Origin of the sequence: Pantoea sp. FN0305 (assembly GCF_050113845.1) — a bacterium.
Lineage (GTDB): Bacteria > Pseudomonadota > Gammaproteobacteria > Enterobacterales > Enterobacteriaceae > Mixta > Mixta alhagi.
Genome location: NZ_JBNJSN010000008.1, coordinates 150,988 through 170,397, shown reverse-complemented (window position 1 = coordinate 170,397; position 19,410 = coordinate 150,988). Strand labels below are relative to the sequence as shown.

General features: G+C 50.5%; 12 protein-coding genes, 2 pseudogenes and 1 CRISPR repeat array. Of the genes and pseudogenes, 2 read left to right on the top strand and 12 right to left on the bottom strand.

Annotated features, from left to right (window positions below; genetic code table 11):
• The first annotated feature begins 318 nt into the window (after positions 1-318).
• Positions 319-837: a serine acetyltransferase gene (locus ACQE3Y_RS16465; RefSeq protein WP_426982100.1), complete on the top strand. Its 519-nt coding sequence runs from the start codon at positions 319-321 to the stop codon at positions 835-837.
• Between the two features lie 376 nt (positions 838-1,213).
• On the opposite strand, the pseudogene ACQE3Y_RS16460 reads toward ACQE3Y_RS16465, so the two are convergent.
• The 9 genes and pseudogenes from ACQE3Y_RS16460 to casA form a co-directional block, all read right to left on the bottom strand.
• Positions 1,214-1,452, bottom strand: a pseudogene (locus tag ACQE3Y_RS16460) (helix-turn-helix domain-containing protein).
• 7 nt (positions 1,453-1,459) lie between these two features.
• A pseudogene (locus ACQE3Y_RS16455) lies at positions 1,460-1,795 on the bottom strand (type II toxin-antitoxin system RelE/ParE family toxin).
• 115 nt (positions 1,796-1,910) lie between these two features.
• A CRISPR array of direct repeats spans positions 1,911-4,809; the repeat unit is 29 nt; unit sequence CGGTTTATCCCCGCTGGCGCGGGGAACAC.
• Between the two features lie 93 nt (positions 4,810-4,902).
• Positions 4,903-5,187 carry a type I-E CRISPR-associated endoribonuclease Cas2e gene (gene cas2e / locus ACQE3Y_RS16450; protein ID WP_426982099.1) on the bottom strand — a complete coding sequence of 95 codons (285 nt, stop codon included), beginning with the start codon at positions 5,185-5,187 and terminating at the stop codon, positions 4,903-4,905.
• 2 nt (positions 5,188-5,189) lie between these two features.
• Positions 5,190-6,107 carry a type I-E CRISPR-associated endonuclease Cas1e gene (cas1e, locus tag ACQE3Y_RS16445; protein WP_426982098.1) on the bottom strand — a complete coding sequence of 306 codons (918 nt, stop codon included), beginning with the start codon at positions 6,105-6,107 and terminating at the stop codon, positions 5,190-5,192.
• Positions 6,107-6,811: a type I-E CRISPR-associated protein Cas6/Cse3/CasE gene (gene cas6e, locus ACQE3Y_RS16440; protein ID WP_426982097.1), complete on the bottom strand. Its 705-nt coding sequence runs from the start codon at positions 6,809-6,811 to the stop codon at positions 6,107-6,109. Before cas6e ends, cas1e begins: the two co-directional genes overlap by 1 nt.
• Positions 6,811-7,536 (bottom strand): type I-E CRISPR-associated protein Cas5/CasD, encoded by a 726-nt coding sequence (gene cas5e / locus ACQE3Y_RS16435; RefSeq protein ID WP_426982096.1) that lies wholly within the window; start codon positions 7,534-7,536, stop codon positions 6,811-6,813. Before cas5e ends, cas6e begins: the two co-directional genes overlap by 1 nt.
• Before the next feature lie 9 nt (positions 7,537-7,545).
• Positions 7,546-8,601: a type I-E CRISPR-associated protein Cas7/Cse4/CasC gene (gene cas7e / locus ACQE3Y_RS16430; RefSeq protein WP_426982095.1), complete on the bottom strand. Its 1,056-nt coding sequence runs from the start codon at positions 8,599-8,601 to the stop codon at positions 7,546-7,548.
• A 22-nt stretch (positions 8,602-8,623) separates the two neighbouring features.
• Positions 8,624-9,226, bottom strand: a complete 603-nt coding sequence (casB, locus tag ACQE3Y_RS16425; RefSeq protein ID WP_426982094.1) for a type I-E CRISPR-associated protein Cse2/CasB — start codon at positions 9,224-9,226, stop codon at positions 8,624-8,626.
• A complete protein-coding gene (gene casA / locus ACQE3Y_RS16420) occupies positions 9,219-10,778 on the bottom strand; it encodes a type I-E CRISPR-associated protein Cse1/CasA (protein WP_426982093.1) in 1,560 nt (519 codons plus the stop codon). Before casA ends, casB begins: the two co-directional genes overlap by 8 nt.
• Before the next feature lie 560 nt (positions 10,779-11,338).
• Here casA and cas3 point away from each other — a divergent pair.
• Positions 11,339-14,053, top strand: a complete 2,715-nt coding sequence (cas3, locus tag ACQE3Y_RS16415; RefSeq protein WP_426982092.1) for a CRISPR-associated helicase Cas3' — start codon at positions 11,339-11,341, stop codon at positions 14,051-14,053.
• Between the two features lie 154 nt (positions 14,054-14,207).
• Here cas3 and ACQE3Y_RS16410 read toward each other — a convergent pair whose 3' ends face one another.
• From ACQE3Y_RS16410 to aceF, 3 genes are all read right to left on the bottom strand, one after another.
• Positions 14,208-15,356: an acyltransferase family protein gene (locus tag ACQE3Y_RS16410; protein ID WP_426982091.1), complete on the bottom strand. Its 1,149-nt coding sequence runs from the start codon at positions 15,354-15,356 to the stop codon at positions 14,208-14,210.
• A 505-nt stretch (positions 15,357-15,861) separates the two neighbouring features.
• Positions 15,862-17,286 carry a dihydrolipoyl dehydrogenase gene (gene lpdA, locus ACQE3Y_RS16405; RefSeq protein ID WP_085067978.1) on the bottom strand — a complete coding sequence of 475 codons (1,425 nt, stop codon included), beginning with the start codon at positions 17,284-17,286 and terminating at the stop codon, positions 15,862-15,864.
• 219 nt (positions 17,287-17,505) lie between these two features.
• On the bottom strand, positions 17,506-19,401 hold the full coding sequence (aceF, locus tag ACQE3Y_RS16400; RefSeq protein ID WP_250651848.1) for a pyruvate dehydrogenase complex dihydrolipoyllysine-residue acetyltransferase: 1,896 nt from the start codon (positions 19,399-19,401) through the stop codon (positions 17,506-17,508).
• Between the last annotated feature and the right edge of the window lie 9 nt (positions 19,402-19,410).

Genomic DNA, 19,410 nt, shown 5'->3' with positions numbered 1-19,410 from the left:
ACTCTCCCCTATTTGAACTTTTCAGTATTTAATCTCTATTATCATGATATTTAATCTATAAAAAACCTAAATTCTTGTAGGTGAGTTATTTCTTTGATGCAATCGGTTTTCATATTAAAACAAACTCAAACACCCCCCTTTAAATGAGGTGTTATTTAAAAATAGCGCCTAAAAAGCCGCTTATTCTTTCGATTGCCTTTTTGTTTTATGTTTATAATGAAAGAAAAATTCCCCGCAAAATAAAATGACAGGTAACACAGCAACTCCTCCTTTAAGTGGAAAGATTGAAAATGTGGATGCTTATGAGCATCTTAAAGAATGCCTGAGAATCGAAGTCTTAAACAGAGATGGAAAGAAAAATTTTCATGGTTTAAGGTTTTGCACCGAGTGTTTTTTGGTTATAAGGAAAATTTTTATTTTTGGTGGCGTCTTGCGAGCTATATGCATACTTGTCCTTCACCAAGATTGAGGAAATGGGCGCGCAAGATAAATCATAAATTATTACGTAAATATGGCACTGATATCAGCTTAGAGGCTTTTATCGGACCGGGGATGAAAGTTAATCATTACGTTGGCATTATCGTTAGAGCTGAAAGCATCATCGGGAAGAATATTAATTTGCGCCAAAATACGACGATCGGGAGGAAGGATTCTGTCGATACATCTGGAAAAATAATTATTGGGAAAAACGTTGATATTGGAGCCCATAGTTGCATTATTGGTGATATTGTTATCGGTGATAATGTAACAATTGGCGCAATGGCATTTATAAATAAAGATGTTCCTGCTAATAGCATAGTTTATTCAGAAAAATCAATGTTTATCCGCTCAAAATGAAGGCTACGGCATTATCAGGGGAGTGGTGAATAAAGAAATCTTGCCCTGATAATGACGCGGGAAACACTATTACGGAGAGCAGTAATGGGCGACAGAGAGCTTAATTTTTCAGGTTTTTTATAGAGGAGAGTCTCTGGAGCGTTTCATAAATGGCAGCCAGGTGCTTTTTCAGCGAAGCCGGCAAAGCGGCGGCGGGTATTGGCCAGGCTTACATATGACGGTGTTTTCATCATCGAGCTGGAAAAACCAACTTCACTCTACGAAGAAATAAAATACCTAATGCTCGCGAATGAGATAGCAAGTCAGAGCCATATTTTTGGCGATGATTTTCAGCTTGAGCCATGAAAAAAGCTCGTAGTTACGCAGGCTTTTGGAATCAGAAATAAAGCGTTGCAGATTCAATGCCGCACGCTTTAGCGTAGCGGGCGATTGTGTCGACGCTTGCCGATGTGATGTTTTTCTCCATCCGGGAAACTGTAGGCGGCTTCACGCCCATCCGATCGGCCACCTGTGCGCTGGTAAGCCCGGCGTGCTTCCGCCACTCCAGCAAGAGCCCTGTAAGCGCTCTTTACGCTCTTCGGCTTCATATACGGCGCGATACTCCGCATCTTGCATCATTTCATCATGGATCTGTCGGTGCGTTCTGTATTTCACTCTTCATTTCCTCCAGTCTCCGCCAGGCTGTTTCTATCTCAGCGGGCGGCGTTTTCTGTGATTTCTTGATAAAGATTCTCAGCATGTAGATTTTCTGCCCGGACTGATAAACCTACAGCCCCCGCGATATGTCTCCGCCCAAGGTTCGTACTTCGTAAAGACCGTCACCAATCGGCTTGAAGTGCGGCTCACGCAGCGATCGCGGGTCGACCTCCAGCTTTGTGACCAGCCTATCAAACTTGACGCGGACGGCCAGCGGGAGGCTTTTTAACTCAGCCTTGTCATGATAAATGACCTCAAACAATTCGCTTCCCTCCCTGAACCTAACATTAGCCTATGAGCTAAAGGGCTAATATCAGGCGAATAGATTTTTACGCAAAAACAGCCCTATTTAACATAATGGCTTTTGCGCATCGCCGCGGTTTATCCCCGCTGGCGCGGGGAACACTTTTAGCGGCTAAAATCATGCAATACAGCAAACGGTTTATCCCCGCTGGCGCGGGGAACACTTAGCTATCCAGTCTGGCTTAACTGATGATCGCGGTTTATCCCCGCTGGCGCGGGGAACACCTGATGTGAGGTCTGCATGAAATTTCTGAAAGGCGGTTTATCCCCGCTGGCGCGGGGAACACCGAGAGCAAAAACGCGAAGATAATGCTGCGTACGGTTTATCCCCGCTGGCGCGGGGAACACTTACAGAGATTACTACAGAGATTACTACAGATCGGTTTATCCCCGCTGGCGCGGGGAACACTGATAACGGGCTGATCTGGTTTAACCCGTCTGCGGTTTATCCCCGCTGGCGCGGGGAACACGCCACTATCCCCCAAGTAACTATGCAATAAGACGGTTTATCCCCGCTGGCGCGGGGAACACCGCTTCCGACCACAAGCCTAACAACTGTCGAACGGTTTATCCCCGCTGGCGCGGGGAACACGTAATCCCTATGCCGATCAGGTTCTGGTACGTCGGTTTATCCCCGCTGGCGCGGGGAACACTTTAGCTATTCGTGCTATCGCTCCACGATGTGCGGTTTATCCCCGCTGGCGCGGGGAACACATGTACCCGTCAGGGATGAAATCAGCAACGGACGGTTTATCCCCGCTGGCGCGGGGAACACTGGTTGACCGCACGTATAAAGTCCACCAGGATCGGTTTATCCCCGCTGGCGCGGGGAACACAGCGACGCCTCTGAATGGGTTTTGCCAGCAGCCGGTTTATCCCCGCTGGCGCGGGGAACACGTAGCCTGGAGAAAGATACGGGAACCTATTATCGGTTTATCCCCGCTGGCGCGGGGAACACGGGGCCTGGTGCCTCCGGGACCGCCGCCTAGCCGGTTTATCCCCGCTGGCGCGGGGAACACTCGAACATGCGCGGGCCGTTGTAGCCGCAACCCGGTTTATCCCCGCTGGCGCGGGGAACACTTCGTTTCCCCCATCATTTCGCCAAAGGCCATCGGTTTATCCCCGCTGGCGCGGGGAACACTTCAGTTGCACCTAATGTGTAATCGCCAATGGCGGTTTATCCCCGCTGGCGCGGGGAACACACAGTCCCGCTTTTTAGAATTTTCCATGTTCGCGGTTTATCCCCGCTGGCGCGGGGAACACGTGCCGGATACGGGGCGCAAATTAAGCAAAACCGGTTTATCCCCGCTGGCGCGGGGAACACGACTGACGACGGCGTATTTCTGGCGCTGCAAACGGTTTATCCCCGCTGGCGCGGGGAACACGATCGACCTGGCGGAGCGCATCGAGGATATAAACGGTTTATCCCCGCTGGCGCGGGGAACACGAGTGGATGGACTTCACCTGCTCCCACTTCACCGGTTTATCCCCGCTGGCGCGGGGAACACTCGCAGCAGGTCAGGGAACTACATGCCGGTTCCGGTTTATCCCCGCTGGCGCGGGGAACACCGCTCATTGGTGGGGTTAACCGTAAGCGCATGCGGTTTATCCCCGCTGGCGCGGGGAACACGGGCACTCTTTTTCTTCCTTGCCACCCTCACCCGGTTTATCCCCGCTGGCGCGGGGAACACGCTCCGCCCTCTATGCGCATACGCTTAGGCAACGGTTTATCCCCGCTGGCGCGGGGAACACTCGGACGGTCAACCAAAAAACCGTTGTCATCAAGGTTTATCCCCGCTGGCGCGGGGAACACTATACGCCGCTGAATTTGCCGGTCGCCTTACTGCGGTTTATCCCCGCTGGCGCGGGGAACACGGTGCGCTATGCGATAGGCGGGGCCGTTGTTCCGGTTTATCCCCGCTGGCGCGGGGAACACATTAACCGCTGAGCCGGTTAAGGTGCCGCTATCGGTTTATCCCCGCTGGCGCGGGGAACACTTGCGCGCGAATTTCTTTCAGGGCGCGTTTTTCGGTTTATCCCCGCTGGCGCGGGGAACACGACAACTCAACAGCGTACATTTTCCACGACCCCGGTTTATCCCCGCTGGCGCGGGGAACACGTTCCCGTGGTATCGGTGTATCTGAGCGTTTCCGGTTTATCCCCGCTGGCGCGGGGAACACATGAACCGCTCCCAGCCTGAGATTGTTAACGGCGGTTTATCCCCGCTGGCGCGGGGAACACTCAGCATATTGCTCCTGAAGCACACCAACTAACGGTTTATCCCCGCTGGCGCGGGGAACACGCCCACGTATGGCGTAATCTTCCGCCTGAAGACGGTTTATCCCCGCTGGCGCGGGGAACACAGTGGTTATCATGAAGGCACCTCGAAAGATGCCGGTTTATCCCCGCTGGCGCGGGGAACACTTTGAAAACTCCCAATCCAAATATGGCGCTACCGGTTTATCCCCGCTGGCGCGGGGAACACAGGAGGTATGGGCTTGCTTCACTCCCAGTAACCGGTTTATCCCCGCTGGCGCGGGGAACACACCTGGATCTCATCATCTTTGCAGGTGCCAAACGGTTTATCCCCGCTGGCGCGGGGAACACATTTTGCCGGTACTATGGACGAATTAGGGCAGCGGTTTATCCCCGCTGGCGCGGGGAACACCAACCATGCCCGCACTGCGGCGGGCGAGATCGCGGTTTATCCCCGCTGGCGCGGGGAACACTTTATACGAGGTTTGTTTCGGTATGCGAACACCGGTTTATCCCCGCTGGCGCGGGGAACACTCCATCAAAAACAACCACTTAACATTTTCAATCGGTTTATCCCCGCTGGCGCGGGGAACACCGTCTGGTTGGTACGTATTCCAGTGATGTTGGCGGTTTATCCCCGCTGGCGCGGGGAACACTGTGTGGCGTGGTTAAGGTACAACCACCCTGACGGTTTATCCCCGCTGGCGCGGGGAACACTCTAAAACTATATAACTGATTTATATGATTTTTTTTATCGAGTTAAATTCTACCAACTTCTCTCAAATTTTAAAGAACAGTAACTATTTGATTTTATTGAGGCAGGAAAGAAACAAGCCGTAGTCCATCGAGATCTACCGGAATACGACGGTTTTCACCATAGGTCTGAAACTCGAAACCGGATTCGGAATTTGTTGCCCAGGCCATCACTACATTTCCCTCATCCGCTAACCCGGAAATTTGTTCCCAGATCATTTCACGCATACGCGCCGACACATCGCCGATATAAACTCCCGCACGTATTTCAAGTAACCAAACAGCCAGCCTACCGCGTAACCGCGGCGGCACATTTTCGGTAACAACAACCAGCATACTCATGTCTAACGGCTCCGGTGACCAGCTTCTCCCAGCGAAACAGGAAGCGGAATGGCAACAGGCTGAGCATCTTCAGGTACTGGCGGCGGTTCAATCTCTCCTGCCGCCAGCACCTCCTCAATAAGCGGAATTAACCTGCTCAAGGTCTTACCACTGCGGAAAATATCGCGGCAAGCAATACGCACTTCCCGCTCAGGCTCGGCGGGATTACGACGGGCTATTTCAAAAGCCTTAGGTACAACGGTATCGAATTTGATGATATCAGCAATGTCATAAACGAAAGAAAGCGGCTTACCGGAATGAATAAAACCGATAGCTGGCACATAGCCAGCTGCCAGTACTGCAGCTTCCGTCACGCCATACAAACAAGACGTTGCCGCACTGATACATTGGTTAACAGTATCGCCCTTCGCCCAGTCTTTCGGATCATAACGGCGACCTTTCCACTTAACGCCGTACTGCTGCGCCAGTAATGCATATGTTGCCCGAACACGGCTGCCCTCAATACCCCTTAATTGCTCAACTGAACGGCGGGCTGGCGCAGGTTCACCAAAACGCAGCTCAAACATCTTACGTACTACCTTAAGACGCAGATCCGAATCCAGGGCCAGCTTCGCCTGATACAACAGCTTATCTGAACGGGCACCGCCGGGCTGACCAGAGGCATACACGCGAACACCTGCCTCCCCAACCCAAACCAGTAATGTTCCTACTGTCGCAGCCAGACGCACGGCGGCATGGGAAACTCGCGTTCCGGGTTCCAGCATAATGCAGGCAACGGAACCGACAGGAATATGTGTCCGTACGCCGTTTTTATCAATCAAGACAAACGCACCGTCGATGACATCTATTTGCCCGTACTGAAGGAAAATCATCGAAACGCGATTTTTTAATGGAACAGGATTAAGAGGAAGCCAGTTCATTAGCACTTTCTTCTCACCATTAACATACCGCAACCCAGCGCCTTGCTTTTGCCAAGTCCGTAAAACAATGCCTGTTCAAATAATGCCAGGTTGGTGATACGAAGCGTCCCTTCAAAATCAACACTGCTGAAAACAATGGGTTTTTCCTGGTTTTTACGGATAAAACGGTGCTGATGATACGCCTTTACGCAAGTGCTTCGAGCCAGTGATGCGGAATCCTCTCCCCCAGCCCATAGAGCGAAATCATCTTCCTCCGGTTCGATCAGGCAAAAGCCATGCTTCTGCCCTTGCCTCTCAAGCCACGCCTGCGCCGCTTGCTGCTGTAACATTCCCCATTGTTGCTGAGGCACGCCCTGCGCTTTCGCATGATATTTAGCATCCATCATCACATCGCTACGCTTGTTATTGCGCGTAACAACCGGATTAGCGCGTAGCTGAAAATCGAGCGTTGCGCCTTCTTTAAGCTGCGGTTGAAAACGCTTCGTTTCGATGCTGAACAACGCGTGCTGTGTTAACGGCGGCGTGGCCGACAGAGTAAAAAATCGTCCGTGATCGTCCTGCCGAAACAGAAACTGGCGCGCTTCCTGTTCAGGGAAAAGCTGCCATAGCCATTGATGGCTGGCGTAAAGAGCCGCTGAATTCCATTTAGCCAACATTTGCGGAGATAACTTGCTAAACAAAAGTTGAATACGCGACAGATACATTATTCTCTCCCCCGCAGCTGTCCGCAAAATCGTGTGTAGTTGCCAAATTGCCAGCGCTGACGACTTAATGGCTGGTTGCTGCTACGTTGCTTTTGCTGCCAGGCCAGGCTCTCTTCATCAGGATCGTCCCAGTAACAGACACCTTCGCTCAATGTAAAGCCATGCAATTCTTTTGGGGTCATTTCATTAGCTGCCCGACGAAGAACCTCATACAACGAACCTTTCATCAAACGTGGCGCCAGGGGTAACGCCAGAGGACAACATTTTCGCCCCAGATAGAGAGGGAAATGCGGAGCCAGTAGCCCATCGCATAAGGCATCGAGCGAATATGGCGCGCCGGGTGTAATACTTACTGCCACTTGCCAATAGCCATCACATCGATACTCTCGCTGCGAGATCAACGTGCCGACTTCCTCTGGCGCAAGGTAAAGCTCATCTCGCCGAGTGTAATAACCATGTTTTTTATTTTCACGTGGTGCGCTAACGGTGTGATAGTCCCGAAGCCAGCGATCCTGCGAAGCAAGTGCATGCACTGCCAGATGATAATGCTGGTTAAAAAGGTTCAGCTTGTCCTCTTCGTCGCGAGCTATTCCCATTGCTGCCGCCAGTAATCCCAACAGCGCGGAACGGCCGGGAACCGTAGCGGAATGGCGGATCTCGCCGACAGCCTCTTCCCCCCACGAGGCAAGCGGTGAATAGAGCTGGAAAACCAAATATTCCTTCATCGCTCATCCTCACTGGCTGACAAAAGCCAGTAATTCCGCCAGCGTTCCCTGGCTTTCCTGTACGTTTAGCTCTTTATGCGCATCCGTAGAGTGACCGTAAACTTGATCAAAATTGTCTCGCTGCTGTTTTAAGCGGGTAATTGCCGCCGGGATTTGATCGACATCGCGCACCGGCTGAAAGAACGCTGCCGCCAGTGAACGCGGCTGCCGCTGACCTATTTCAGCCAGGGCATAAGAAGCATAAGCGCGGGAAGCAAAGCTGTTTTGTTTACCGGTAGGCGATACCGTTAAGGCCGTTTCTGTCAACGCAGCGATAGTGCGTTTCGCCAGCGCCTCATCGCCGCCAAGATTTTTTACCAGCAGATCACGGCTGATGCAGATATAGGTATAGAAAAGCGCGGAAGCAAAGCCCTGCTCGCCCATATGGCCAGAGCCAGAGTCTTGTTTACTATTTAGATCGTCAACTGCAGTGAAAAAATCATCCTCAATAGTAACGGCACTAACGCCTAATGCATGGGATACCTGACAGGCAGCTTCAACGTTAAATTCGGGTGAAGAGGCCAGCATACGACCAAACAACGCCATATCTACGCTACGTCTTTCTTTGCGCAGCAATTTTACTTCTTCATCGCCAGGCTCGCGTTTGTCAGCAATGAGGGTATCGACCAGCTGCCTGATGAGATTAATTTCATGATTGCTGACATGGACAATTTGTTCAATTTCGAGTTTTTGCTCATCCGTTGCATTCTTATCTTTTTTAAGCTTCCCAAACTGGGCGGCGATTTTTTCCGCCGCCGCAATGGCTGTCTTAGAAGCAATGCCTGCGTCAATCATCGGCCTGTAAACATACTCCACGCCAATGCGACGTGTGCGTTTACCGATATAGCCATCCATCGCATCTTCGAAAGTTTCCGAACAACGCCATGCGCGCTTGAGGCTTTGCGATGAGACACGCAAACGCTCCACGCCCCCCATAAAAGCTGTTTTCGGTCTGCCGGAATCGTCACGGTTGAGGTTAGCGGGCGCGTATGCAGTAAGTAAGTGAAGCTGAATAAAGGTTGTCATGTTTAATTCCTTCTAAAAATGTCTATTTAGCGCGTGCGGTTGACAGGTATTCGCTTGCCCAACGAATACGGTTTCTGGCAAAGGGATTGTGATTTTCAGGTTGATGCTCTTCGCGTTGCTGCCACTCTTCCATCCATAAAAAAATGCTGTCGGCTAAAGAGAGAACATTAACGCCATTATCGGCACGGATTTTTACTGCTCGAATTAACAGTTGGCAAAACGCTTCAGGATCGCTGGCCTTTTGCAGGCGTTCAAAGCGTAAGGAGGAAAGAACCGGGGCCGCGCCATTTACTTTTTCGCCCAGCTGGGCAGCAAAACTTAACGTTTGTTTATTGCTTTTAATATGGGCCGCCACGCTGACAAATAATGCCAGCGCCATCTTATCAATGGCGCGCAGCGGCATATACTCCGTAAGCTGCTCAAGCAGTGCGCCATACCCTTCGCACATCATCGCGCCATAAGGTGGCTCCATACGTTTCATTTCAGCACGCCAGGCCCGGCCATTAACCTGCGGTTTACCGGGAGCTGCATAGCGCTCTGATAACATATCGAACCACTTGAGCAGCGCCTTTTGCGCCTCCGGGTGGGTAATTTTCCGCATCGCGGCGGTATTGCTGTTAAGCATGGTTGGCCTCCTTTTCTTCCCCTGCCTGTGCCAGTACATCCTTACGCGCTTTTAACTTGCGGTAGCTGCTATCCAGCACGCGCCGCGCCTCAATCTGACGCAGCAGAATATCGGTTGGGCTATCGGGATCGGTTAGTGCATCACGGTCAAACACCCGCAACGCATAGGTATGCATTTCGCTTTCCCACTGGCGCAATGCCCGACGCGCTGGCGGCGCTTTACGCTGTGGGTCTGCCATCAGGGCAGACAGCAAGATACGGAAGGCGGGTTCAGTTTCTTGCCAGAAAGCGGTATCTACCATACTGAAGTCGAATTTTGCCTCTTTCGGATTTTCGAATTTGGCGCTTTTTAATGCATTTCGCAGCAGCGTTAGCGTTTCTGATGCCAGTTGCAGGACCAAATGAATGACGTTCAGAAAGGGTTCTGGATCCGCAACCTGTATTAAAGGAATACGATGTTGATACCAGCAGCGCGCTTTGGCGTTATCCATATCCCAGGCAAAGCACCAAAGGCCGGTGTTTTTTCTTCGTCTGGCGGCGCGAACTACCTTCGCAGGCTGGCTTTTATTGAACTGATCAACACGCTCTAAAATCAGTCCCAGCCAGTCTTTATAGCTTAACCCGCCCGGCTGACCCTTTAACGCCAGCCAGGGCGCAGAGGGATCTTTTAGCGCCTGACGATAAGGTGAGAACGGATGCAGCCAGCCGTCATACTGGACGCCATAATTTTTTACGCGCATCTGCATCAACAATTTATCGTGGCTTTCTCCGCATAGATCGCAAACGCCAGCCTGAGTATGGATAAAGTCGAGTTCAATGCGACGCGGCATTCCCCAGTAAGCCTGTAGCGGATGGGCGTTTTCCGGCGTCACGATGTTGCCAGCTTTTTCACTGGTTTTTGTCGGGGCCATCCAGGGGAAAACATTGGGGAACTGCTCAGGATTAAGATGCTCTTCCTGCGGTAATACATTAAGCCAAAGCTTTTTCCACAGCGGGATTCGTTCCTCTTCCTGCGGGACGACAAGCGTGGTTAACGGCCCACCGCCGCGCATTCCAACGCGATAGCCTGCCCCGCCCGCTGGCGAGTTGGTTTGCACCGCAAACAACGCCATCACCGCACAACAAGAACAGATGCGCTCAATGCTGCCTCGTTTTACAAAATGATCTTTATTGAGCTTAAGCGTATTGCCGCCCGGCGCTTCAATGAGTAACCCGGAGATCGGGCTGCTTTCACTGCTCAGCGGTTCAAGGCTTTGCAGGAACGCGGGTTTTTCCGGGCCGAAATGTAAAGCAGAGGAAACAGAATTTAATGCCTGTGTCCAGCCCCCCTCATCGATCCCATCGTCCCAGCATTCTTGCCAGTCATCTTCATCCTCTGGCGCAACGGTACATTGCAGTACGCCAATCAGCATTTGCCATGCCGCGCCCTGAAAATCAGCCCTGGGATACGCGACATCAATAATATTGTCATTCAATAGTTCAGACAGAGAGATTCTGGTTTTCTTTCCATCAGCAAGGATGACAGGAAGCCATTTCTCCTGGGTTAAGTCCATAGCATTACTCCTGTAAGGCTGGCCCCTCCGGGCCAGCCGGACGTTAGTGCTTCAATCCCGAGAAAAGAAGCGCTAACAAAAACAGCACTTCTTCTTGAGTTAGCGCGAAAGAAATCACCATATTTTATCCTTACAAGATTGCTGGTGACCGAGACGTCCGTTAGAATTCAGTTACCACACTGCTCCAGCCGGACGCCTGCCTCCAACGGCGGGCATCCGTTCTGGATGTATTTCCGTTGTTATACGCATACTAAAGAATCACCCAACCAATATCAATAAGCTAGTACAGTTAAGATTACATTGAAAATATCTTTTTAAGTTGCTATATTTGGTTTGTTCCCTCATGTAGGGTGCAAACCACTAGTACAGTTTCTTAAGAGTACGTTCCCTGCGGCGGCAGGGATAAACCGCTAGTACAGTTCTTTAAATTACGTTCCCCACGTCAGTGGGGATAAACTTCTGCTCTCACAACGAAGACCTCCTGTTTAAAAATTATTTATTCCGCGTGTCATACCGCTTAGTATCCTTAATATTCTTCCTTTTTATGCCAGGATAAAACTATGACAACATTATCCACGCCGGACTTCCTCCGCTATTGGGGGAAAACTAACAAATCTGAAAATAATAAAAATGATCCTTATCATTTATTAGCCTTTCACTGTCTTGATGTTGCCGCATGTGGATACTTTATTGTTAAAAACAATATTTTCAATATTAATAATATGCTTCAAAAATGTGGCATTGCGGATAGAGATGGCGCGAACTGGATAGCCTGGCTTTTTGCCACGCATGATATTGGAAAATTCGCCAGAGGCTTTCAAAAGTTCGCTCTTTTCCCGGACGCACCTTTAGTTCCTCCTGTTAGCAATGTTTCCGCTATCGAGCGCCATGACACGTTAGGTTTTTATCTGTGGAATAAAATCTTTGAGAACTGGTGCAATAATAGTAATGACTTTATTCCCGGCATTGAACAAGAGACTCGCATTAAGTTTGAAACCGCATTAACTATCTGGATGTCCGTTAGCACAGGTCATCACGGCATCCCGCCGGATACATTAAAAAACGGCAGTTCCCTGGCATTTAATACGGAAGATATTGCTGCCGCCACTCATTATCTGGAAGCTTTAAATCAGCTATTCCCCTTCACATTGGTGCAAGAGTGGCAGAAAAAAGCCGGTAAGAAGAATCTAAGGCAGCAAAGCTGGTTTTTTGCCGGCGTGATGACGCTGGCCGACTGGATAGGATCTGATGAAACGCACTTTCCATTGATAAGTTCTCCAATGCCCCTAAAAGATTACTGGCCCCTAGCCTGTGAAAAAGCCCAGCGAGCAATTTTAACGCTTCCGTCTTTGTCAGAGCGTAGTCTTTATCAAGGTCATCAGACGCTGTTCCCCTTTATTAAAACGCTTACGCCACTTCAGCAACAGGCAACGATGCTCGATATTTCTGCAGCCGGACCGCAACTCATTATTATGGAAGATGTAACGGGCGCAGGTAAAACTGAGGCGGCGATGATTCTGGTTCATCGTTTAATCTCTGCCAGTAAAGGTAAAGGTCTGTATGTTGGTCTGCCGACTATGGCCACTGCAAATGCAATGTATACACGACTGGCGAAAGCTTATCGCGCGCTGTTTGCTGAAGAAGCCAGACCTTCGCTGGTGCTGGCACACGGCGGGCGTGAAATGTCTGCCTCTTTTCGTCAGTCGGTATGGCAACGAGATGAAGGCTCAGCGGAAAATTATACGCAGGGTGATGCCAGTGCGCTGGCAGAGTGCCACGCCTGGTTTGCTGACTCACGCAAAAAAGCGTTACTGGCGGAAGTAGGTGTCGGCACGCTGGACCAGTTACTGATGGCGGTTATGCCCTTTCGTCATCAGTCATTACGTCTGTTGGGTATTCAGGAGAAAATACTGCTGCTGGATGAGGTACATGCCTACGATGGCTATATGGTGAAATTACTGGAAGGATTGCTCCGCTTTCATGCTGCACAAGGCGGCAGTGCGATTATTCTGAGCGCCACACTGCCTGCTGCGTTGCGGGAAAAATTGCTTAATGCATTTAATGATGGGGCCGGATTTGCTGCACCAGAAATCGGCGAAGAGGCAGATTATCCCTGGTTGAGTCACCTTTCTTCCGCTGGTCTTACTGAACAACCTTTGACAACGCGCCCGGAAGTACAGCGTACGGTAACCATTAACTGGCTCCAGACGCGAAGCCATGCACTGGATATTATTTATCAGGTAGTAGAATCTGGCGGTTGCATCTGCTGGATACGCAATACCGTTGATGAAGCTATGGAAGTTTTTCAACAACTGCTCAATGAAGGAAAAATCCCAGCGCAAAACATATTGTTATTTCATAGTCGCTTTGCCTTTGCAGACAGAATGGCTATCGAGGAAAAAACGCTTAACTGGTTTGGCAAAGATGCGTTGGTTTCTGAGCGTCGGGGGAAAGTTCTGATTGCGACTCAGGTTGTTGAACAGAGTCTGGATTTAGATTTTGACTGGATGATTTCTGATTTAGCGCCCATTGATTTACTGATCCAGCGAGCCGGTCGTTTGCAACGCCATACCCGTAATGCGCAAGGGGAATGTAAAAATACCTTACCTGATGAACGTCATGCGCCGATCCTGCACATACTTGCGCCTGAATGGCAGCCTCATGCGGAACAGGATTGGTTGGGAGAAGAACTACGCGGCACCGGATTTGTTTATCCGGATCATGCCTGTTTATGGCGGACTCAGGCGTTATTAAGAGCGTCGGGAGAAATTCGTATGCCCGAAAATGCCCGGATGCTGGTCGATGGCGTTTATGAGCAAAAAATTGCTGCACCTGAAAATTTACAGTCTATTGCCGACATGGCATTTGGTAAAATACTAAGCCAGCGATCTGTGGCGGCACAAAATTTATTACAGCGCGATAAAGGTTATGACAGAGAAGCCAGCGATTTCTTTTGGGATAAAGATCGTGAATTCTCTACTCGCCTGGGTGAAGAAAGCATTGATGTTTATCTCGCCTGGCTGGATGAAAACAATGTATTACAACCGATAGTAAGTGAAGGCGAATTTTGTTGGGAACAGAGTCGGGTTTCAGTACGCCGATCCTGGTGGCAAAAACAGTGCGGGGCATTTACATGCCCGAAAGATGAAGCCCTTGAGCTGTTCCGCAAAAAGCAGCACCGTCCAATAGCACACGTTATTTTGGTAACGCCAGCTGGAGAATCACCTTATTACAGCAAACGGTTTGGGTTAACTGGCCGAGCTAAAAGCGAATAAATAGAACGAGCATGGCAAGCTGCCCCGTCACTACCGGAAGAGAATGAAAGATTACTGAAACCACAAAAGCTATCGAAGCCGATAATCACCGTTCAAATAATAATCCCCGCTGGCGCGGGGATTTTTTAAACCGGACAAAGCTAACAGGGAGCACTTATCCCGTTACATCTTGTGCAGAGGGACGCGGAGCCAGTACACGTTTACCCAGCTGAATACCCGGTTTTTCTACAAAGCGATACAGTAATGTAGCAATACCATAAGTAAGCGGCAGGCAGATGCCACAGATGATCGCAAACCGCAGCGGCGCACTTAACGCGTCCATATTATAGTCCCGCAGCAGCAGAGCGATGGCAGGCACCACAATCAACAAATGCACCAGGTAGACGGAGTAAGAAACATCACCTAACCAGGTACTGACACGATTCGTCAGAATGGCGCGCGGCAGTTTTATTAACTTTTCCATCAGCGAGCCTGGACGGTGTTGCCAGAGCACTGCCGTCATGCCAATAATCATGGCCGCCTCAAAGACAATCTGCAGTTTACTAACGCCGATGGCGATAATAGCGCTGACTACGGGTGCGATTAACGCCAGCAGCAAATAAACCAGCTGTTTTTTACGCACCGCTTCTGCCATCAACATTCCGGCAATAAACACATGCAGCTTAATCAGAATCATCGACGGCATAATAAAGGCTTCATAATAGCCTGCCAGCACAAAACGGCCGATGGTACATAACAGCATGATCAGCAACAGGGTTGGCACATATCCAAGCCGCAGCGTCAGTAACATAATAAACGGGAATAGCATATAAAACTGCATTTCCAGCCCGATGCTCCAGTCAGGAAGCACGGTATTGAAACCATATTCAGGTAATAAACCAAAGATAAAACTGATATGCGCAATTATATTGGCAACCGACTGATCGGAATAGCGAGATGTCTCTGTCGCGGTGCTAGGATAAAACTGAGCAATCGTATCGCGCATTTCACCAAACCACGGGCCGTAAGCCACAGCGATAACCAGCAATAAATAGTACAGCGGAGCAATACGGAAAAACCGTCTAATCCAAAATTTCTTAACGGTGTTTGCGCTATTCCACGGCTCTTTTTCCTGGCGCTCGATATAGTTTTTCGGCATCAGATAACCTGAAAGCAAGATAAACAGATCGACGCCAATACTGGGCATAGAAACGATAGGGATCGCGCAATGCACCAGTAGGCTGGCATGCCCCAGCAATACCCAGAGCGAAGCAAATCCGCGCAGGCCCTCTAATTCAGTTGACCACCCTCTTGTCGTTGACATTTTTACCTCTGGTTAAGCCTGGTAATAGATAGAGGAAGGGCAATGAAATAGGATTGCTAAACAATGTTAATGTATCCTAAAAGTAAATTATCAGAAAAAACTTAGCGCATGTGTGGTAAAAAAAGGCCTCTTAAGCCTGTAAAAATGCGGAAATAGAGCGGTAAAATAAATAATGTTATCTTGTAATTACCTAACACGGTTAAATTTCAATACTATAAAACTTAAGCCAGTGTAATTCATATTGTAAAACCGGGAGTTATGCACTGAAGGAAGCGTTAATTTACTGCACCCGTCATGCTTAAACTGAATTGTGGATCTTAAGTCAAATCCCTGCTGACGGCGGAAAACATGTCCTGATTGTCCATATAGTCATAATCAGAATCGGTCTCCCCCGTTAACGAGCAGAACGAAAAAGCTGTGCGGAAACCGCTAACGTTTCCTTTTAAAACGCAAAAAAAAACGGCCCCTTTCGGAGCCGTTAGCATTTTTCTTACCCGCAGAAGCGTTATTTTTTCTTCGCTTTCGGGTTAGGCAGATCGGTGATGCTGCCTTCGAAAATCTCTGCTGCCAGACCAACCGACTCATGAAGCGTCGGGTGGGCGTGGATGGTCAGCGCGATATCTTCCGCATCACAGCCCATTTCGATCGCCAGGCCGATTTCGCCCAGCAGCTCGCCGCCGTTGGTGCCGACAATGGCGCCACCGATCACACGATGAGTCTCTTTATCGAAAATCAGCTTGGTCATACCGTCTGCACAGTCAGAAGCGATAGCACGACCAGAAGCAGCCCACGGGAAGGTGGCCGTTTCATAGCTGATGCCTTGCTCTTTCGCTTCTTTCTCAGTCAGACCAACCCATGCGACTTCTGGCTCGGTGTAGGCGATGGACGGAATAACTTTCGGATCGAAGTAGTGCTTCTTACCGGCAATAACTTCTGCCGCAACGTGACCTTCATGTACGCCTTTGTGCGCCAGCATCGGCTGGCCGACGATATCGCCGATAGCGTAGATATGCGGTACGTTAGTGCGCATCTGTTTATCAACGCGGATAAAGCCGCGCTCGTCCACTTCTACGCCCGCTTTACCGGCATCCAGGTTTTTACCGTTCGGCACACGACCGATAGCAACCAGCACTGCGTCGTAACGCTGCGCTTCGGCAGGCGCTTTTTTGCCTTCCATAGAGACGTAGATGCCGTCTTCTTTGGCTTCAACTGCAGTCACCTTGGTTTCCAGCATCAGGTTGAATTTCTTGCTGATGCGTTTGGTAAAGACCTTAACCACGTCTTTATCGGCAGCCGGGATCACCTGGTCGAACATCTCAACCACGTCAATTTCTGAACCCAGCGCATGATAAACGGTGCCCATTTCCAGGCCGATAATACCGCCGCCCATCACCAGCATACGTTTCGGTACTTCTTTCAGCTCAAGCGCAGCTGTGGAATCCCAAACGCGTGGATCTTCATGAGGAATGAAAGGTAGCTGAATCGGACGTGAACCCGCCGCAATAATGGCATTATCAAAGTTGATGGTGGTCGCGCCGTTTTCACCTTCAACCACCAGCGTATTTGCACCGGTGAATTTACCGAGGCCGTTAACCACTTTGACTTTACGACCTTTCGCCATGCCAGACAGACCGCCGGTCAGCTGATTGATGACTTTTTCTTTCCAGGTACGGATCTTGTCAATGTCGGTTTGCGGTTCGCCAAAAACGATGCCGTGTTCCGCCAGCGCTTTCGCTTCTTCGATAACTTTCGCTACGTGCAGCAGCGCTTTAGAAGGGATACAACCTACGTTAAGGCAAACACCGCCAAGGGTGCTGTAACGCTCTACCAGTACGGTCTCCAGACCTAAATCCGCGCAGCGAAAGGCTGCAGAGTAGCCCGCAGGACCTGCCCCAAGCACAACGACCTGGGTTTTAATCTCTGTACTCATCATGACCTCTTAATTGACTATCCGGCGGTCAGACGTCACTTACCTGATTCACAGTACGCCCTTCATCCACCGGGACGCGTTCACCGCAAGAGTTTACAGAATTGTTAACAGACTGCAAACCGCTTCGGCTCAGTAAGATCCCATTTCCCAACTTCAGACCGGCTTAGCATGGAAAAGCTGGCCTGTTAAAAGGCCGGCATAAGCCGGCCTTTATTGTTACTACATCACCAGACGGCGGATATCGCTTAAGGTGTTGTTGATGATGGTGATGAAACGCGCACCATCCGCACCATCGATAACACGGTGATCGAAGGAGAGAGAGATCGGCAGCATTAAACGCGGCACAAACTCTTTACCATTCCACACCGGCTCCATTGAGGACTTAGAAACGCCCAGAATAGCCACTTCCGGCGCGTTCACAATCGGCGCGAAGTGGGTAGTACCCAGGCCGCCGATGCTGGAGATGGTGAAACAGCCGCCCTGCATTTCGCCAGCGGTCAGCTTACCGTCACGCGCTTTTTTGGAGATGGTCATTAGCTCGCGGGAAAGTTCAATGATGCCTTTCTTGTTAACATCTTTGAACACCGGAACCACCAGGCCGTTCGGCGTATCAACCGCCACGCCGATGTTGATGTATTTCTTCAGCGTCAGCTTCTGGCCATCTTCAGACAGTGAGCTGTTGAAGCGCGGCATCTGCTCCAGCGCGGCAGCAACAGCTTTCATGATGAAGACTACCGGAGTGATCTTCACATCCAGCTTACGCTTCTCAGCTTCAGCGTTCTGCTGCTTACGGAACGTCTCCAGCTCGGTGATATCGGTTTTGTCGAAGTGCGTAACGTGCGGGATCATCACCCAGTTACGGCTCAGGTTAGCACCAGAAATTTTCTGGATACGTCCCAACTCCACCTCTTCCACCTCACCGAACTTGCTAAAGTCCACTTTCGGCCACGGCAGCATGCCCGGCAGGCCACCACCGGTTGCGGCAGCAGGCGCGGATTCAGCGCGTTTCACCGCATCTTTCACGTAAGTCTGGACGTCTTCTTTCAGAATACGTCCCTTACGGCCGGTGCCTTTGACTTTCGCCAGGTTAACGCCGAACTCACGTGCCAGACGACGGATAACCGGCGTCGCGTGTACATAGGCGTCATTCTCAGCAAACTCATCTTTACCGGATGCTTTTGCCGGAGCGGATGCAGCCGGAGCCGCCTGCTCAGCTTTTGCTGCTGGCGCGGACGCTTCTTTCTGTGCTGCCGGAGCTGCTGCAGGCGCAGCGCCTTCCACTTCAAACAGCATAATCAGCGAGCCGGTGCTGACTTTGTCGCCGGTGTTGATTTTGATCTCTTTAACCGTACCCGCGAACGGTGCCGGCACTTCCATTGAGGCTTTATCGCCTTCAACGGTGATCAGCGACTGCTCGGCGGTGACTTTATCACCCGCCTTCACCAGGATTTCGGTCACTTCAACTTCATCACCGCCGATATCCGGTACGTTCACTTCTTTGGTAGCCGAACCGCCAGAGGCTGCAGGCGCGGTAGCCGCTTCCTCTTTTACCTGCGGTTTAGCTGCTGCCGCGTTACCGGAAGCTGCGGTTTCAAATACCATAATCAATGAACCGGTGCTGACTTTGTCGCCGGTGTTGATTTTGATCTCTTTAACCGTACCTGCGAACGGCGCCGGTACTTCCATTGAGGCTTTATCGCCTTCAACGGTGATCAGCGACTGCTCGGCTTCAACCTTGTCGCCAACTTTGACCAGGATTTCGGTTACTTCGACTTCGTCGCTGCCGATGTCCGGGACATTCACTTCTTTGCTTTCCGCAGCGGCGGCAGGCTGTGCATCAGCCTTTTTCTCGGCGGCCGGTGCTGGCGCTGCTTCTGCAGCGCCCTCCGCTTCAAAAATCATAATCAGCGAGCCGGTTTCTACTTTGTCGCCGGTGTTGATTTTAATCTCTTTGACCACGCCCGCCTGCGGCGAAGGCACTTCCATTGAAGCTTTATCGCCTTCAACGGTGATCAGCGACTGCTCGGCTTCAACCTTATCGCCAACCTTTACCAGGATTTCGGTCACTTCAACTTCATCTGCGCCGATGTCCGGGACATTAATTTCGATAGCCATTAATCTTTA

Excerpts from the sequence above, each read along its gene's own strand:
- lpdA (WP_085067978.1), bottom strand. The coding sequence starts at position 17,286 with ATGAGTACAGAGATTAAAACCCAGGTCGTTGTGCTTGGGGCAGGTCCT.
- cas6e (WP_426982097.1), bottom strand. The coding sequence starts at position 6,811 with ATGTATCTGTCGCGTATTCAACTTTTGTTTAGCAAGTTATCTCCGCAA.
- ACQE3Y_RS16410 (WP_426982091.1), bottom strand. The coding sequence starts at position 15,356 with ATGTCAACGACAAGAGGGTGGTCAACTGAATTAGAGGGCCTGCGCGGA.
- casB (WP_426982094.1), bottom strand. The coding sequence starts at position 9,226 with ATGCTTAACAGCAATACCGCCGCGATGCGGAAAATTACCCACCCGGAG.
- cas7e (WP_426982095.1), bottom strand. The coding sequence starts at position 8,601 with ATGACAACCTTTATTCAGCTTCACTTACTTACTGCATACGCGCCCGCT.
- aceF (WP_250651848.1), bottom strand. The coding sequence starts at position 19,401 with ATGGCTATCGAAATTAATGTCCCGGACATCGGCGCAGATGAAGTTGAA.
- cas2e (WP_426982099.1), bottom strand. The coding sequence starts at position 5,187 with ATGAGTATGCTGGTTGTTGTTACCGAAAATGTGCCGCCGCGGTTACGC.
- cas1e (WP_426982098.1), bottom strand. The coding sequence starts at position 6,107 with ATGAACTGGCTTCCTCTTAATCCTGTTCCATTAAAAAATCGCGTTTCG.
- casA (WP_426982093.1), bottom strand. The coding sequence starts at position 10,778 with ATGGACTTAACCCAGGAGAAATGGCTTCCTGTCATCCTTGCTGATGGA.
- cas5e (WP_426982096.1), bottom strand. The coding sequence starts at position 7,536 with ATGAAGGAATATTTGGTTTTCCAGCTCTATTCACCGCTTGCCTCGTGG.
- cas3 (WP_426982092.1), top strand. The coding sequence starts at position 11,339 with ATGACAACATTATCCACGCCGGACTTCCTCCGCTATTGGGGGAAAACT.
- ACQE3Y_RS16465 (WP_426982100.1), top strand. The coding sequence starts at position 319 with ATGCCTGAGAATCGAAGTCTTAAACAGAGATGGAAAGAAAAATTTTCA.